At 69.6% G+C, this 16,513-nt stretch carries 13 protein-coding genes; 2 read left to right on the top strand and 11 right to left on the bottom strand.

Annotated features, from left to right (window positions below; translation table 11 throughout):
* Positions 1 to 17: 17 nt before the first annotated feature.
* From DAT35_RS24460 to DAT35_RS24510, 11 genes are all read right to left on the bottom strand, one after another.
* Entirely contained in the window at positions 18 to 326 is a 309-nt protein-coding gene (locus DAT35_RS24460) for a hypothetical protein (RefSeq protein ID WP_108069547.1), read from the bottom strand.
* Positions 327 to 686: 360 nt separating this feature from the next.
* Positions 687 to 1,775, bottom strand: a complete 1,089-nt coding sequence (locus tag DAT35_RS24465; RefSeq protein WP_108069548.1) for a Gfo/Idh/MocA family protein — start codon at positions 1,773 to 1,775, stop codon at positions 687 to 689.
* A gap of 29 nt (positions 1,776 to 1,804) precedes the next feature.
* Positions 1,805 to 2,617, bottom strand: coding sequence for a hypothetical protein (locus tag DAT35_RS24470; protein WP_108069549.1), 813 nt, complete (start codon positions 2,615 to 2,617; stop codon positions 1,805 to 1,807).
* Positions 2,618 to 2,737: 120 nt separating this feature from the next.
* Positions 2,738 to 3,946 (bottom strand): BMP family protein, encoded by a 1,209-nt coding sequence (locus DAT35_RS24475; protein WP_108069550.1) that lies wholly within the window; start codon positions 3,944 to 3,946, stop codon positions 2,738 to 2,740.
* Positions 3,947 to 3,996: 50 nt separating this feature from the next.
* Entirely contained in the window at positions 3,997 to 4,926 is a 930-nt protein-coding gene (locus DAT35_RS24480; RefSeq protein ID WP_108069551.1) for an ROK family protein, read from the bottom strand.
* A gap of 10 nt (positions 4,927 to 4,936) precedes the next feature.
* On the bottom strand, positions 4,937 to 5,491 hold the full coding sequence (locus DAT35_RS24485; protein ID WP_108069552.1) for an NADPH-dependent FMN reductase: 555 nt from the start codon (positions 5,489 to 5,491) through the stop codon (positions 4,937 to 4,939).
* Between the two features lie 24 nt (positions 5,492 to 5,515).
* Positions 5,516 to 6,886: a phosphomannomutase/phosphoglucomutase gene (locus DAT35_RS24490; RefSeq protein WP_108069553.1), complete on the bottom strand. Its 1,371-nt coding sequence runs from the start codon at positions 6,884 to 6,886 to the stop codon at positions 5,516 to 5,518.
* A gap of 193 nt (positions 6,887 to 7,079) precedes the next feature.
* On the bottom strand, positions 7,080 to 8,240 hold the full coding sequence (locus DAT35_RS24495) for an LOG family protein (RefSeq protein WP_108069554.1): 1,161 nt from the start codon (positions 8,238 to 8,240) through the stop codon (positions 7,080 to 7,082).
* 41 nt (positions 8,241 to 8,281) lie between these two features.
* Positions 8,282 to 8,848 carry a Uma2 family endonuclease gene (locus tag DAT35_RS24500; RefSeq protein ID WP_108069741.1) on the bottom strand — a complete coding sequence of 189 codons (567 nt, stop codon included), beginning with the start codon at positions 8,846 to 8,848 and terminating at the stop codon, positions 8,282 to 8,284.
* Between the two features lie 153 nt (positions 8,849 to 9,001).
* On the bottom strand, positions 9,002 to 10,852 hold the full coding sequence (locus tag DAT35_RS24505) for a serine/threonine-protein kinase (protein WP_233261682.1): 1,851 nt from the start codon (positions 10,850 to 10,852) through the stop codon (positions 9,002 to 9,004).
* A 257-nt stretch (positions 10,853 to 11,109) separates the two neighbouring features.
* Positions 11,110 to 12,174 carry a mannose-1-phosphate guanylyltransferase gene (locus DAT35_RS24510; RefSeq protein ID WP_108069556.1) on the bottom strand — a complete coding sequence of 355 codons (1,065 nt, stop codon included), beginning with the start codon at positions 12,172 to 12,174 and terminating at the stop codon, positions 11,110 to 11,112.
* A gap of 107 nt (positions 12,175 to 12,281) precedes the next feature.
* On the opposite strand from DAT35_RS24510, the gene DAT35_RS24515 reads away from it, so the two are divergent.
* On the top strand, positions 12,282 to 15,035 hold the full coding sequence (locus DAT35_RS24515; RefSeq protein ID WP_108069557.1) for a GDSL-type esterase/lipase family protein: 2,754 nt from the start codon (positions 12,282 to 12,284) through the stop codon (positions 15,033 to 15,035).
* Between the two features lies 1 nt (position 15,036).
* Complete coding sequence (locus tag DAT35_RS24520; protein ID WP_108069558.1) at positions 15,037 to 16,461, top strand: MBOAT family protein; 1,425 nt, start codon at positions 15,037 to 15,039, stop codon at positions 16,459 to 16,461.
* The last annotated feature ends 52 nt before the right edge of the window (positions 16,462 to 16,513 follow it).

Raw genomic sequence — 16,513 nt, forward strand, 5'->3', positions numbered from 1 at the left:
TTGTGGCCGATGATGAGCTAGATGGTGTCGAGGTTCCGCTCCTTCAGCTTGGTGCCCTCCTGGGGATAATCGGTGATGCCGGACAGGGTGCTGGACGAGACGTTGTAGGTGAAGAGCCAGTTGCTGAAGTACGGCTGCTCCGAGGCGGGGATGGAGAACTTCGCCCCCCCGGCGATCACGTAGCGATCGCTGGAGACGGCGGAGTTGATCAGGATGGAGCCGTCAGGGTAGGGGGAGTAGGTCTGGGCCTGGGCCGACTCGCCGCCGAGCAGCACCACCGCCACCGCGAACACAGCGAGCAGACCACGGGTGATTCGGGAAAGCATGTGTAACTCCTTGTCTTGATGTCTTGGAGGGAGAAGCGGGGGGACTCAGGGCTGCCGGCACGGGGTGAACTTCGGGAACGGGTTTCCGGTTCCGAGCTGGCCGTCGCCGTTGACCTACATCCCTTCATGTCTTCTCTCTCTTCGTTTTCACCGCGAGTCATTGGGCGGACTGCCGCCCATCGGGCTCCACCTGCCTTCGTTGGGCCAGGTGGAGCCCGTCTCTGAAAGACGGAACCCGCGGCGTTTCTTACATTCGGGGCGTGCGAATCCGTCCGCCCGCCCCGGTAACGGGAAGGGCAACCTCTATTGGTAGCGGCGGGAGTCGAAGCCGCCGCTCGGAGCCTCCGGCAAGGTGGACGCTCATCCCTGCGGAGTCAGCTCTACCCAGCGGCGCTCCTCATGGGAGCGTCGCGCCGCATCCAGCACGAGCTGATTGCGCCACCCATCCTCGAAGGTGGCCGCGCTCTCCACGGACGAGAGACCCTGCCGCAGCGCCTCCGCCACCTCCCGGGCGAAGAGGCGGAACCCCCGGGCCCACTCGTTGTCCGGCAGTCCGGCCGGAAGTGGCTCCAGCGCGGGCAGCGCCACGGGCTCCCACGTCCGCGAGCCCACCGCCGAGCGCCAGAGTTGATGACGCTCGATGCGCAGCGCGCCCTGGGCTCCGAAGACCTCCACCACGTGCACGGGCTCTCCCGCGGCCACCGAGGACAGATCCACGGTGGCGGTGACGTCCTGCCCGAAGCGCAGCAGCACGGACGCCTCTTCGTCCGCGGTGACGGGCCGCGATGCCCTCGTCCCCGGCTCCACCCGCTCCGCCGTGTGTGTCTTCAACGCGCCCAGCACCGCCGAAGGCTCACGCCCCAGGAGGAACCGCAACGCATCCACCGCGTGCGAGCCGATGGCCCCCAGCACTCCCCCACCCTGTCCGGCATCGGACCACCAATCCCAGGGCCGCGAGGCCGACGCACGGTTGTCACTGCGATGCGCCACGCGCGCATGCCGCACCGCTCCGAGCCCGCCCTCGCGGATGAGCTCCCGGGCCCTCCGGCGCGCGGGGAGGAAGCGCAATTCGTGGTCGAGGAGTGCGAGCAGTCCCCGCGCACGGGCCTCGGCGAACATGGCCTCGGCCTCGGAGGCATTCAGTGCCGTGGGCTTCTCGCACAACACCGCCTTGCCCGCCGCGAGCGCCTCCACGGACATCTCCCGGTGCAGGGCAGGCGGCGTGGAGATGCACACCAGGTCCACGCCCGGGTGGGCCAGCACATCTCGCCAGTCCGCGGTGGCATGGGGAATGCCAAAGTCACGCGCGACAGCGGCGGCCTTCTCCGGATGCGCGCTGGCGATGGAGATGACGTCCACGCCCGGACAATCCCTGAACGCGGGGACCTGCGTCGAGCGGGCGAACCCCGTGCCGATGATGCCGACTCCGACACGAACCTCTCGGGTCATGCGCACCTCCTGGCGACAGCTTCTTCTGGCTACAGATTCTTGGAGAAGTCGAGGATGAGGCTCAACTCCACCATGTCCGTGTTCACCCCACCCTTCCCGTAGAAGGCCGGGAAGGAGAAGAAAGGAATCACATCGATCCAGAAGCCATGGATGTTGGTGCTGAACCCCGCGGTAACCCCGAGCGGAACCGCGAAGGTGTCGCTGGCCTCGCCGAGGTCGCTGAATCTCACGCCTGTGTTCACTCCCACGTGGAAGTGCGGATTCAACTGATAGAGCCCGGACACTGGAACCCGGAGCCCCACCCGGTCGACGCCGAGCACCCCCACGGGCTGACCGGAGGTACTGATGGGCAGGAAGGCCCTCACATCGAGCCGGGCATGGCCCGAGCGGAACAGCATGAAGGCACCCGGCTCGACACCGGCGAACACGACGCCCGTGGATGAAAAGAAGGCGCGGCCCATCACGCCCAGCTCGAACGGCCGGGAGTCGACTATCTGATACGCCAGCCCCAGCTCCGGGTTGCCATAATGGAACGGCTCGGACAGCACCAGCGGTGCGAAGACCGCGTCCACCATCCACCGGCCCGCGAAGCCGAACAGCACGCCGAGGTTCAACGCCAGGAAGTTGCTCGCCTCCGGCTCCGCGGGCAGCTCGTCCACGAACACCGCGTACGGCAGCAGGATGCGGCTGGGCAGCACGAACCGGCGCTCGGTCAACGGCAGGAAGAACGTGTCCTCCGACTCCGAGGACGTGCCCCCCTCTCCGGGAGCGGGAGCCCCGGCCTGCGCGAGCGCCACGGCGGGAGACAACACGAGGGCCGCGGTGACGGCGAATGCCCCCATCCTCTTCCGAAGGGACCCGGTCTGGCTCATTCCCCTGGAAGCTGAGGGCTTCCGCCGCAAATGAAAAGGCCCCGCCGCCTCGGAGGCAACGGGGCCGGACACTCCCGAAACGGCTCCGCGTTACGGCTTCGCCGGAGACGCGGTGAGCTGCGCCGGGTCGGTGGGCACCTGGATCTCCCCGGAGACAATCTTCGCGCGCAGCGCCTCGACCTTCTCGAGGGCCTCGGCCTTGCCCGGGAACTCCACGCGCACGGGGGCGTAGGTGACGCCGCCCTCCTTCAGGCCCAGCACCACGTCGCCGCCCTGCAGCTTGCCCTGGGACAGGTCACGCACGGCCTCGTAGACGCCCAGGTCCACGCGCTTGAGCATCGACGTCAGCACCGCATCCGGGGCCAGGTGGGACTGGTCCGAGTCCACGCCAATCACAAACACGTTCTTGTTGGCGGCCCGCGCCTCCTTCACCGCCTGGATGACACCCAGGCCGTCCGAGCCCGCCGCGTGGTAGACGACGTCCGCGCCCTTCGTCACCAGGTCCTGGCCCACCTGCTTGCCCGCGGCCACGTTGTCGAAGCTGCCCGTGTAGTTCACCAGCACGGTGGCCTTGGGGTTGGTGGCGGCCACGCCCGCGCGGAAGCCCGCCTCGAACTTCTTGATGAGGGGCACCTCCATGCCGCCCACGAAGCCCACCTTGTTGCCATGGGTGACGAGGCCCGCCAGCGCGCCCACCAGGAAGCTGCCCTGCTCCTCGCGGAACATCACCGTGCGCACGTTGGGCAGGGTGTAGGGCTTGTTGTCCGCGGACACCAGCGGGCTGTCGATGAGCAGGAACTTCGCGTCCGGGTTGCGCTTGGCCACCGTCTCCACGGCGTTCTCGAGCATGAAGCCCACGCCCACGGCCATGGACACGCCCTGGTCCACCAGCAACTGGAGGTTGGGCTCGTAGTCCTCGGGCACCTTGCTCTGCAGCACCACCGGGGTGATGGCCACCGGGGCGATGTTGCGCGAGGCCAGGTCCTGCTGGAGCGTCTCCTTCAGCTCCTCCGGGGTGGCGTCCTTGTAGCTGCCCCCCTCCATCTTCTTGCCCGCGCCCCACAGCTCCAGGCCCCGCAGCGCCGAGTCGTTGAAGGAGTGGTCACCGCGGCCACCCACGTCCGTCACCAGACCCACCTTCAGGGTCTTCTCCTTCGGAGCGGCGGCCGGAGCCTGGGCGGCGGCCTCCGCGGACTTGGCGGGAGCCTCCTGCTTCGTCTCCTCCTGCTTCTTACAGGCGGGAGCGAGTACCAGGGCGGACAACAGGGACAGTCGCAGGACGTGACGGGGAGTGGGCATGGCGCGCCTCTAGCAGAGCCACGCCCGTCCCATCAAGTCAGGCCCGCCGGTCAGGCGAGCAGGGCCGCGCCGATGAGACCGCTGTCATCGCCCAGCTCGGCATCGCTGATGAGCAGCCCTTCACGCGCAGTGGTGGAGGCGTACGCCTGGACTCCCTCCAGCACGCGCCGCCGGATGCCCGGACAGTGGGAGAGCACGCCGCCGCCCAGGATGAGCCGCGCCGGGTTGAGCACCGTCACCTGGTTGGCCACGGCGATGGCCAGCATGAGGCTGGCGCGCTCGTAGATTTCACGCGCCTCCGCATCGCCCGCCTCCGCCGCCTGCTCCAGCGTCACCGGCGTCACCCGGGCCGGGTCTCCGCCCGTCAGCTCCAGCAGCACATGCGAGCGCCCGGTGGCCAGCAGCTCCCGCGTCTGCGCGATGAGGTTGTGCCCACCCGCGTAGGCCTCCAGGCAGCCCAGCTCGCCGCAGCCGCACCGGCGCCCGTTGGGCACCACCTTGGTGTGGCCCAGCTCGCCCGCCACTCCGCCCGCGCCTTGCACCAGCCGGCCCCCGGCGATGATGGCGCTGCCCACGCCCGAGCCCACGAACACCGTGTACATGTCCTGGCTGCCGCGTCCCGCGCCGGCGTTGAGCTCGCCCCAGGCGGCGGCCGCCAGGTCGTTCACCAGCTTGACGCTGTAGCCCAGCCGCGTCTGGAGCAGGTTCCCCAGGGGCACATTGCGCCAGCCCAGGTTGGGCGCCACCGCCAGCACGCCCGAGTCCCCATGAATCTGTCCGGCCGCGCCCACGCCGCAGGACTTCACGGACGTGCCCGCCGCATCCACCGCCGCCTTGGCCGCGTGGGCGATGGCCTCCACCACCGCGGACGGGCTGCGCTCCCCGAGCGTCATCTTCGCGGAGGCAACGATCTTCCCCTGCACATCCACCACCGCCGCGCGGGCGAATGTGCCTCCCAGGTCGATTCCAAGCGTGGCCATGTCTGTCCTTTCAGCCCTTCAGCCGGGCAACGAGCGCCGTGACGAGTCCCGCCACTTCCTTGCGTCGCGCCTCATCCTTGAGGCTCCCATCTGGGTTGAAGGCCTCCATGGCGCGGGGCAGGTGCACCTGGGCGGGCAGCACCAGCACGCCCATCGAGGCCATCGTCTGGCGCAGGTGGGGCTGCATGCGCGAGGTGCCGAAGACACCCGGCGAGGCCCCCATCAGCGCCGCCCACTTGTCCTGGAAGAGGCGCTCGGGCGGGCGCGACATCCAGTCCAGGGCGTTCTTCAAGCCGCCCGGGAGGGAGGAGTTGTACTCGGGGCTGGAGATGAGCAGGCCATTGGCGCGCGCCAGCCTGTCCCTCAGCTCCTTCACCAGCGGAGGCCACCCCTGGGCCTCCACGTCCTGGTCGTAGATGGGCAACTGCCCGAGCACCTTGGGGTCCACGACGTCGACCTCGGCGCCCTGCGCGCGGGCCTCCGCCACGGCGAGGTCCAGCAGCTTCTTGTTGAACGCGCCCGTGCGCAGGCTGCCGCACAGGGCGAGAATCTGGGGGGTGGCCATGTGATGGGGCTCCTTTTCTCTAGCTCAGGCTCCAACCTCGCGCTGCATCTTCGCCACCGTGCCCTCGATGAGCTGGCGGATCTCCTCCAGCCGCTCGGGGGTCCGGGCCTCGAAACGCAGCACCAGGATGGGCTGCGTGTTGGAGGCGCGGATGAGGCCCCAGCCATCCGGGAACGTCACCCGCACACCGTCCACGTCCACCAGCGCGTGGCCCGCCTGGCGCAGCCACTCGGTGGCGCGCTTGACGATCTCGAACTTCTTCTCCTCCACCGTGTCCACGCGCAGCTCGGGCGAGGCGAACGTCTTGGGCACGTCCCCGAGCAGCTCGGACAGCTTCTCCTTCTCGTGGGTGAGAATCTCCAGCAGGCGCGCCGAGGAGTAGATGGCGTCGTCGAAGCCGAAGTAGCGGTTCTTGAAGAAGATGTGGCCGCTCATCTCGCCGGCCAGCTCCGCGTGCTCCTCCTTCATCTTCGCCTTGATGAGCGAGTGGCCCGCCTTCCACATCACCGGCTTGCCGCCCTTCTTCGCGATGTCGTCGTAGAGCGTGTAGGAGCACTTCACCTCGCCCACGATGGCCGCGCCCGGGCTCTCCTTCAGCACGTAGCGGCTGAAGAGGATCATCAGCTGATCTCCCCAGAGGATGTTGCCCTGGTCGTCCACCACGCCGATGCGGTCGCTGTCGCCGTCATAGGCGATGCCCACCTCGGCCTTCTCGCGCTTCACCGCCGCGATGAGGTCCTGCATGTTCTCCACCACCGTCGGGTCCGGGTGGTGGTTGGGGAAGCGCGCGTCCATGTCGCAGAAGAGCGGGACGACGTCGAAGCCCATGCTCTCGAAGAGCGGCACGCCCACCGCGCCCCCCGTGCCGTTGCCCGCGTCGATGACGATCTTCATCCCCTTGCGGCCCACCTTCACCGTCTGACGGACGAAGTGGTAGTAGGGCGTGTGGATGTCGAACGGGGTGACGGTGCCCGGCAGCGGGGACTGCTCGAAGTCGCGCGCATCGATGAGCTTGCGCAGCGCCTGGATTTCGGGACCGTGGAAGGTCGTCTTCCCCGCGCCAATCTTGAAGCCGTTGTACTCGGGCGGGTTGTGGCTGCCGGTAATCATCGCCAGGCCATCCACCGGCAGGGTGTTGGCGGCGAAGTAGGTCAGCGGCGTGGGGACGACGCCGACGTCGAGCACGTTCAACCCGGTGGAGGTGAGGCCACGGCAGAGGGCGTCGCGGAAGCGCGTGGAGGACTCGCGGCAATCGCGGCCGACCACGAGCGAGCGTCCACCCTTGCGCCGCACCACGGTGCCGAGTCCCTTGCCCAGCAGCTCCACCACCTCGACGGTGAGGTCTTTGTCCACCAGGCCACGGATGTCGTACTCGCGGAAGATATGCGCGTTCATGAGGCTGTTTCCTGAAGCCCTCGAGGGGGGCTTGTTCGAGGGCGGCGCACTGTACACAAGCGCGGACCAGGGGGGATATCCAAGTGGATTCTGGCCGGGCGCTGGCCATCCCGCCCCTTGGGATTCCGAACGAAAGGGGGGCTCCCCGCCCGGCTGCTGTGCGGGGCTAAGCGGCCGGGACGGCAAGGAAATCTCAGCGCGGGGCCCCCGGGGGTACCTGCGCGCGGTCGTAGTCCACGAGCACCCGGACGATGTCCTCCCGGGAGTCGGTGAGCAGCAGGTAGCGCGCGTACTCCTGGCCCCGGGCGAGCTGCTCCAGCAGCGGGTACACCGGCCGCGTCCGTGTCCAGAAGTCCCGGCCCAGGAAGATCATCGGGCTGACGACGCCCACGGTCTTGTAGTGGTTCTGACAGGCGTCCTGGAAGACTTCCTGGATGGTGCCGGCACTGCCCGGGGAGTAGATGACGCCGCCCTTCGCGATGGTGAGCAGGCCGTCCTCGCGGACGCTGTTGGCGAAGTACTTGGCGATGTGGGTGGCGAAGGGGTTGGGCGGCTCGTGGCCGTAGTGCCAGGTGGGGATGCCGAGGCTCTCGGAGACGGGGCGGTCCTCGTCACGCAGCGGCCAGGCGGCGCGCACCTCGACGGCACGGGAGAGCCACTCCCGGTCCTGGTAGCTCGGCGCTCTGGCGAGAATCTCGAGGGCCGAGGCCAGCTCCGCTTCGGTACGCCCGGCGAACCAGGCCCCCAGGTGCGTGGCCTCCATGGCGCCCGGCCCGCCGCCGCTCACCAGGAAGAAGCCGAGGCGAGCCAGCTCCCGGGCCAGCTCCGCCACGGAGCGGTAGTCGGGCTGCCCCCGGCGCATGGAGTGGCCGCCCATGATGGCCACCACCTTGCGCGGCTGGCCGCGGCTCTGGAGGGCGAGCACTTCCTCCATGGCATCGGTGATGGCGTGGTCGTGGAGCCGCTGCGCCAGCGTGTCCAGGAGCGAGGGTGCATGAGCACCGCCCCGCGCGTGCCAGTGGGCGTAGATGCGGGCGTCGGGCGTGTCCGCGTAGCTCTCGGGACGAGCGGGGTCGAAACCCGCGTAGAGCTCCTCCGGCGAGTAGAGGCTCCCCCGGTAGGGCGAATAGGGCAGCCCGGAGAAGGGCGGAAAGACCATGGCGCTCCGCGCGAGCACGGCCTGAAGCGCCTCCTTCTCGAGCTCACAGCCCAGGAAGACGGTGCCGGTCACATCGGCGCTCAACAGCTCGCGGGTCCTCCCCCTCAGGTCCAGCCCCTGGAGGACGACGTTGGCGAGGCTCCCACCGCTCGCCAGGTGCCGCTCGAATGCCGCGAGGCTCTCAATCTCGACCAAACAGACCTCCGGAAGGACGAAGCACCTCCGAAGGTATCAAGTCAGCGCTCCCACAGGGGCGCCAACTCCAGGGCGAGCGACTCGAAGGGCTCGGCGTGGACGGTGACGTTCCCCAGGTACGCGCCGAGCCGCGACCAGCGCCCGTCATCCAGACGGTACACCTCCAGCATCCGCTGGCTCGGATCCACGAGCCACAGGTGCCGCACGCCCTCGCGGGCGTAGGAGCCCATCTTCCGAACGCGGTCCAGCGCCTCCGTGGAGGGTGACAGCACCTCGCAGACCCAGTCGGGAGCGAGCGTCAGCGCGGTGACATCGGGCATCTCGGGCATGCGCTCACGCCGCCACCCTGCGAGGTCCGGCACCAGCGCCTCGCTGCCCAGGTGCAGCTCGGGCTCGAAGAGAAGCACCCAACCCCCAGGGCCCTCCCCCACCGGGTTCCCGTCGAAGGGCCCCAGCGCCCGGCCAAGCCGGAAAGCGGCCCGGGCATGCACCGTCCTCGGCCGTGGGCTCACGTACAGCTCACCTTCGACGATCTCGCCAACGAAGTTGGACGGGACTTGCTCCAGGTCTTCGTACGTGGCTGCGCGCCGTGGCGGCTTGTCGCTCATGCTCCCAGGATGCAGTCCCGTCCCTGCCGTCGCAACCCGCTCGCCCCACTGTCCGAGGATGTGCTCGCTCATGTGTCCAGCATGCACTTGACCTCTGACATCCCGCCGGACCACCTCACGGCCTGGGTTGGTTGCCAAAGGACTCGACAGCACTCAGTGAGACGCGGAGGGGCGCGCGGGGGCCTCGGTCTGGACCGTGCGCACCCGCTGGACCAGCGCTCGGTAATAGCGGTGCAACATGAGGTTGAGCGGATCCACGCTGAGCGCCTCGGCGTAGCGAGAGAGCGCACCATCGAGCACGTTCTGGGCTTCCATGAGGATGCCCTCGTCGAAGAGCGAACGCGCACGGGCCTCCGCGTCCGGACGGGTGGTGAGGAAGGTCTGGCGCAGGCGCTCCACCGCAGTGGGAGGGATTCCCGCGGCGAGGCAGCGGGCCACGCCCCGGAAGTTGCCCCGCGAGGCATCGAAACGCGCGCGGGCCATCGGCTCTCCGAGCGTCCGCCGGGCGACCTCCACCTTCCCCCGGAGGGCCGCGAGCGCCTGACGCTGCTCGGCGGGGAGGGGCCGCTGCCAGAAGGGCTCCAACCGGCGTTCGGCCTGGGCCACGCGCCGCATCACCTCCGCGAAGTCCGCATGCGGATGGACGGCCAGCAGCGTGTAGGGGTCCTGGCTGAACGCGGCGGCGCGCGACAGGAGTTGCGCGAGCTCCGGATCTGGCGCCGGCTCCGCGGGAGGAGGCGCCAGCGCCTGGGAGATCAGCCGGCGCACGTCGTCGGAAGGCTCGGAGAAGCGGAGGATGAAGCCCTGGCGACCACCCCAGGTGCGCGCCTCCTCCGCGGGCAGCAGGCGCACCACGTCGCACGCGCACTCGAGCGCCCAGCCATTGAGGGACAGCTCCGCCTGGAGGCGCGCGCCGAGCGGCGGCAGCGGCCCATTGCTGGCGATGCGCAGGCCCTCCTCGCTCACGTCGTTCACGAGCGCCGGTTGCAGGCCCAGGCCCCGGGGGTCCTCGAGCTTCACGCGGAAGGCCGGGGGCGCGATGCAGCCGAAGGCGGGCCGCCGCATGGCCTCGTGCAGCGCGGCATGGAGGGCCCGGGCGCTGGCGAAGCGGTCATCGGGACGCAGGGACATGGCCTGCATCAGCACCGCGGAGAGCGCCGGTGGCACGCGCTCCTCGATGACGTGCGGCGGCAGGGGCCGGGAGGGCTTGTGGACGAGGAGCATCTCGCCCATGCGCCCGCCTCCGCCAAAGGGCAACCGCCCGGTGAGCAGCCGGTAGCCCACCACCGCGAGCGCATACAGGTCCGCGCGGCCATCCGGCTCGGCTCGCACCCACAGCTCGGGCGCGAGGTAGGCCGGGCTGCCCACCACCATTCCGGCGCCCAGCTCCTCCTCGGTGAAGCCCGCGGCCAGGGTGCTCGCCATGCCGAAGTCGAGCAGCTTCACGCGCCGCTCGCCGTCACGGCCGGTGGTGAGCACGAGGTTCTCCGGCTTGATGTCACGGTGGACGATGCCGCAGGCGTGCGCGGCCTCGAGCCCCTCCAGCACCTGCGACAGCAGGAACACGGCCTCCGCTGGAGGCAACGGCAGCGGCAGGCTCGACAGGACCGTGCCGTCAACGTACTCCATGAGCAGACAGTGATGGCCGCTGGGCGCCTGGCGCACATCGAGCACCCGGGCCACGCTCGGGTGGATGAGGTGCTGGGCGGAGCGGGCCTCCGCGTAGAAGCGAGTGAGCACGGCCGGATTGCCGGCCACGTGCGGGTGGAGCACCTTCACGGCGAAGTGCGCGCCGCTGGACGGGTGCTCGGCCAGGTACACGGTTCCCAGCGCCCCGGCGCCCAGCTTGCGCATGAGGACCAGGGGCCCATAGCCCATCCCGGACAGCGCCTCGCTGTCACAGGGCGGGCCCTCGGGCCGGGTGCATGGAACAGTCGTCGGATGATCGGTGTAGCAGTGGTCGCAACCCATCGCCGCGCCCCCCAGTGCGGTGCGGCTTTGCAACCTCCATGCACCCTTGCTCCGTCGCGGAGCCAACGGGACAAGGGGTGGGAGTGCCGTGAGCGTCTCGCAAGTAGACGGAGCCGTCCGGTAATTCCTGCAAACACCTCCCTGAAAAAACGGGGGGTCTTCTCCGCTCTCGGAAGTGGGGGACGAGGGCCGGACGCGGGCGGAAGTCCGCCGTGCCATGTCCGATCAGGCCGGAGGAAGTGTCGCCCCGGCAACGAGCGACCTCCGCCCCGGCCCCACCGCGCGTCAGCTCACAGGTACTTCTCGCGCTTGCGGGCCTTGAGTGCCTCCACCACCTTGCGCACGTCCTGGCTCTTGTCCTTGGGCACCACCAGCACCGCGTCGCCCGAGTCCACCACCACCATGTCGGTGAGGCCCACCACGGTGAGCGGGCGCTTGTCGGCGAGCACCACGCAGCCCTTGCAGTCCACCACCACCGCCTCGGCGCCGGAGACGACGTTGCCGTGCTCGTCCGCCGGGCGCACCTCGGGGATGGCGGCGAAGGAGCCGACGTCGGACCAGCCGAAGTCCCCCGGCAGCACCGCGATGTTGGTGGCCTTCTCCATCACTCCGTAGTCGATGGAGATGGAGGGCAGCTTGGGGAACACACGCTTGAGCACCGACGCGAAGGTGCGCTTGCCCGCGGCCTTGCGCAGCGCATCCAGCCCCTTCTTCATCTCCGGCATGTGCTTGTCGAAGGCCTCCAGGATGACGTCCGCCCGGAAGACGAAGATGCCCGCGTTCCACAGGTACTCGCCCGACTCCACGTAGCGCCGCGCCGTCTCCGTGTCCGGCTTCTCGCGGAAGGCCTTCACCTGACGGCTCCCGCCCTCCAGCGCGTCTCCCACCTGGATGTAGCCATAGCCCGTCTCCGGACGGTTCGGCTTGATGCCCAGCGTGACGAGGTGCCCCTTGGCGGCCACCTGCGCCGCCTCGGTGATGGTCTTCTTGAAGCCGGCCACGTCCGCCACGTGGTGGTCCGAGGGCAGGACGACGAGGATGCCCTCGGGATCCCTCGCGGCCACCTGCACCGCGGCCAGGGCGATGGCCGGCGCGGTGTTGCGCGCCACCGGCTCCACCAGGAGGTTCTTCTTCGGCAGGCCCTTCACCAGCTTCGCCGCCTGCTTCGCGTGCAGCGGGCCGCAGACGATGAGCGTGTCCTTCACCGAGGCCAGGCCCTTGAGGCGGGCCGCGGTGTCGGTGATGAGCGGGTTCTTCGAAGCCAACGGAAGGAACTGCTTGGGCCGCGCCTTGCGCGACAACGGCCAGAAGCGGGTGCCGGAACCACCGGCCATGATGACGGGATGGAGGGACATGGGGCGCGCAAGATAGCGCCTCGCCTGCCGTCCGCCAGGGGCACGTCCGCCCGGCTGCTCTCCGAACGTGGGCAGGAGTTTTGACCCAACCCCAAAAAGCCAGTCTCATGCCGGGCGAGTTGGAGTCCAAGCACACATCGGTCTTGTTGACGCTCGCGCTCACGCTGGCGCTGGCGGTGGGGCTGTCCCTTGCCCCGCTGCCGGACGCGTGGCGGCCCATTCCCAGCCTCGCGAAGGGGCCGGTGGTGCCGCAGCTCGTCGCGCTCGTCACCACCTCCAGTGCCGCCTCCAAGCGCAAGGCCGTGGGCGTGGCACCCGATGGCGAGGCCAACGCGCCCGAAGTGCCCGCGCTCCCCCCGGAGGATGAGACCGAGCCCGAGGTGGTCCAGGCCGAGGGCACCGACGCTGGGGCTCCGGAGCTCCCGCCCACCGTCGCCGTCTCCGACTCCCTGGGGCTGGCGGACCTGGGCCCGGCCATGCACGAGAACGCCCTGCGCATGGAGGCCCTGCGCGAGAAGATGGGCGCCCAGCACGTGGACCTCGAGCTCGGGTGCCGGCGCATGGGCGCCTCGGGGTGCGAGGAGAGCGGGCTGGCCCCCTTCTTTGACGCGCTGCGTGCCTTGCACGGGGGAGGCCGCACCCAGCCGGTGCGCGTGGAGCATCTGGGGGACTCGCTGATCGCCTCGGACCACATCACCGACGTGGCGCGCGTGCGGCTGCAGGAGCGCCACGGCTCGGGCGGCAAGGGCTTCCTCTACATCGACCGTCCCACCCGCTCCGGCCGAGGGGTGCGCGCGGGCCAGGCCTCCGAGGGCTGGGAGTTCACCCGCATCATCGACCGCGCGCCGCCGAAGGACCGGCTGCCCTTCACCGGCGTCGCCTTCGCCGCGGGCAACGCGGGCCCGCAGGACGTGCGCTACGCCATCGAGGACGCGGTCACGGCGGAGATCTCCTTCCTCGCGCAGCCGGGCGGAGGCTCCGTGCAGGTGCTCGCGGATGGCAAGCCCCTGCAACGCGTGCAGACGCGCTGGACGCCGGCGGAGGTGGCCTTCGCCCGGGTGAAGCTGCCCGAGGGCGCGAAGACGCTGACGCTGAAGACGAAGGGCAAGGTGGAGTTGCACGGCGTCTCGCTGGAGAACGGCAAGCCGGGCGTGGTGTACGACACCATCGGCCTGCCGGGCGCCTACGCGGGTGTCTTCCTGCGCGCGCACCGGCCCTTCTTCCGCGCGCAGATCCGCCAGCGCAAGCCGTCGCTGGTGGTGCTCATGTTCGGTGGCAACGAGGCCTTCCGCCTCTCGCGCGAGTGGACGAAGCCGGAGGAGATCAAACAGGAGGCCGAGTCGCTCGTGAAGCTGGTGCGCGAGTCCGTGCCAGAAGCGGCGTGCCTCGTCTGGTCGCCCATCGACGCGGCGGTGCGCACCATGGGAGGCGAGCTGGTGCCGCGCCGGGGCTCGCGCATGGTGGCGGACATCTTCCGCGAGGTGGCGAAGGAAGGGGGCTGCGCCTACTGGGACGCGCTCAACGCGATGGGCGGCGAGGGCGCGGCCATCCGCTGGCTGTCGGCCGGCATGCTCAACGAGGACCTCATCCACCCGCGCTCGAAGGGCTCGGACCTGCTGGGCCACCTCTTCGACCTGGCCCTCCAGCGCGCCTATGCCGCGAGCACTCCGCCGCCCCTGGTGGCCAACGACACCGTGGGCCTGAGGAACACCGACAAGACGCTCACCGCCACCTTCTCGAGGATGCGCGCGCTGGAGAAAGGCGAGACATCACGGCTGGGCATCCTCCAGCTCGGCGCCTCGCACACGGCCTCGCACTACTTCACGGACGCGCTGCGCAACGCACTGACGAAGCGCTTCGGGGATGCCGGGCGCGGCTTCATCGCCGCGGGCAAGGCGTCGGAGCGGCTGAAGCCCGCGGGCGTCTCGCGCGAGCTGACGGGTGAGTGGACGGTGGAGGACGCACTGGAGGCCACCACGCCGGGACAGGCCTGGAGCCTCAGTGGCATCCGCGCGGTGGGAGCCCCCGGGGCCTCGCTGCGCATCCGCTTCTGCGAGGAATGCACCGCCGCCCCCACGCCGCCCGCGCGGCTCTCCCTGTACTGGCTGGATGGACCCGGAGCCGGGAAGATGGAAGTGAAGGTGGACGGAAGCCCCGTGCCCCCCGAGCCGCCGCCGCCCGAGCCCTTCACCACTCCCACGGTGCGCATCCGCTCCTTCCCCGTCACCGGCCCCGCCCACGAGGTGGAGGTGATCAACCAGGGCGGAGGCCCCATCACCGTGCTGGGCGCGGCGCTGGACCTGGAGCAACGGGGTGTCGGCTACGACGCGGTGGGCCTGCCGGGATCCACCGCCGCCACGCTGGCCAGCGAGGACCCACAGGCACTCGCCGCGCAGCTCTCCTCGCGCAAGCCCCAGCTGCTCGTCTTCTGGTACGGCACCAACGAGAGCGGCCAGGCGGACCTGGATGCGGAGAAGCTGCGCACCGAGTACGGCGCCCTCATCGCCCGCCTCAAGAAGGACGCGGGCGGTGCCGAGTGCCTCCTCATCGGCACCACCGACCGGTTGCAGCAGCGAGAGGATGGCGCATGGGCGGAGACGCCCGGGCTCGCCAAGGTGCTGACGGTGCTACCCGAGGTGGCGCGAGCCCAGGGCTGCGCCTACTGGTCGGCGCGGGCGGCCATGGGGGGAGACCGGAGCATGCAGCGCTGGCAGCGCGACGGCCTGGGCCATACCGATGGTACCCACCTGACGCCCGAGGGCTACGAGAAGCTCGCGGGCATGTTCCTCTCCGACCTGCTCGCGGCCTACGAGTCCTTCAACAAGGCCCAGCCGCCGACGCTCGCCTCGGAGGGCCACTGACGTGTACTTCCACAGCCTCCAGTTCATCTTCTTCCTCACCGTCACGCTCGCCCTGTACTGGGCGGTGCACCGCAACAAGTGGGCGCGGCTGAGCGTGTTGATGGTGGCGAGCGTCACCTTCTATTCGATGTGGACGCCCTGGCCGCTGCTGCTCTTCGCCGCGGCCACGGCGATCAACCACCTGTGCATCAGGGGCTTCCGGGGCTCGCAGTCGCCTGGGGTGCGCAAGGCACTGGTGACGGTGTCCATCGTCAGCACGCTCGGGGTGCTGGTCGTCTTCAAGTACGCGGACATGTTCCGCGAGACGGCGGTGGCACTGCTCGGCCCGCTGGGCGTCCCCGTGCGCACCGAGCCCTTCAAGCTGCTGCTGCCGGTGGGCCTGTCCTTCTTCACCTTCCAGGCCATCAGCTACGTGGTGGACTGCTACCGGGGGCAGATAACGAAGGAGCGCACCTACTTCGAGCACCTGCTCTACCTGCTCTTCTTCCCGCACCTGGTGGCGGGCCCCATCGTGCGCGCCTCGCACCTCATCGAGCGCTTCGATGACACGCCCTCGCTGACGGCCGAAGAGGGAGGCCGAGGCCTGTACCGCATCGCGGTGGGACTGGCGAAGAAGCTCGTCATCGCGGACGTGCTGGGCAGCGGACTGGTGGATCCGGTGTTCGCCACGCCCTCGGCGTATACGTCGGCCGAGTGCTTCGTGGCGGCGGTGGCCTACAGCTTCGAGCTGTACTTCGACTTCTCGGCATACTCGGACATCGCCATCGGCACGGCGGCGCTGTTCGGCTTCAAGTTCGAGGAGAACTTCAACCGCCCCTACCTGGCGACGAACCTCTTCGACTTCTGGAGCCGCTGGCACATCAGCCTGTCCACGTGGCTGCGCGACTATCTGTACCGGCCGCTGGGCGGCAACCGGGTCTCCAAGCCCCGGGCGCTGCTCAACCTGATGATCACCATGGGACTGGGCGGCCTGTGGCACGGAGCGGACTGGCGCTTCGCCATCTGGGGCCTGGCGCACGGAGCGATGGAGTGCGTCATCCGCGTGTGGTGGTGGGTGACGGGCAAGCCGCCGACGGAGGGCCCCGTGGCGAAGGTCCGCGCGGGGCTGGGCCTGGTGGCCACGTTCATCTTGGTAGTGCTGACGCGCGTCGTCTTCCGCTCGCCAACGCTGGGGCGAGCGGGAGAGATGTACGCGCGCCTGTTCGAGGGAAGCATGGGGCTGGCCAACGTGAGCACGCTCGTGTGGGCCATCCTGGCGGTGGCGGCGGTGAGCCATGTGACGCCGCTGAGCCTCTTCCACAAGGCGGGCGACCTGTTCGTGAAGCTGCCGGTGCCTGTGCGAGCGGTGGTGCTGGTGCTGGTGGGCCTGGGCGTGCGGCACCTGACGTCGGTGGAGACGCGCCCGTACGTCTACTTCCAGTTCTGAGCCCCCACGGTCTCCGGAGGCCGGTTGCCGTCCCCACCCACAGGGAGGTGGG

Origin of the sequence: Vitiosangium sp. GDMCC 1.1324, from assembly GCF_003044305.1 — a bacterium.
GTDB lineage: Bacteria > Myxococcota > Myxococcia > Myxococcales > Myxococcaceae > Archangium.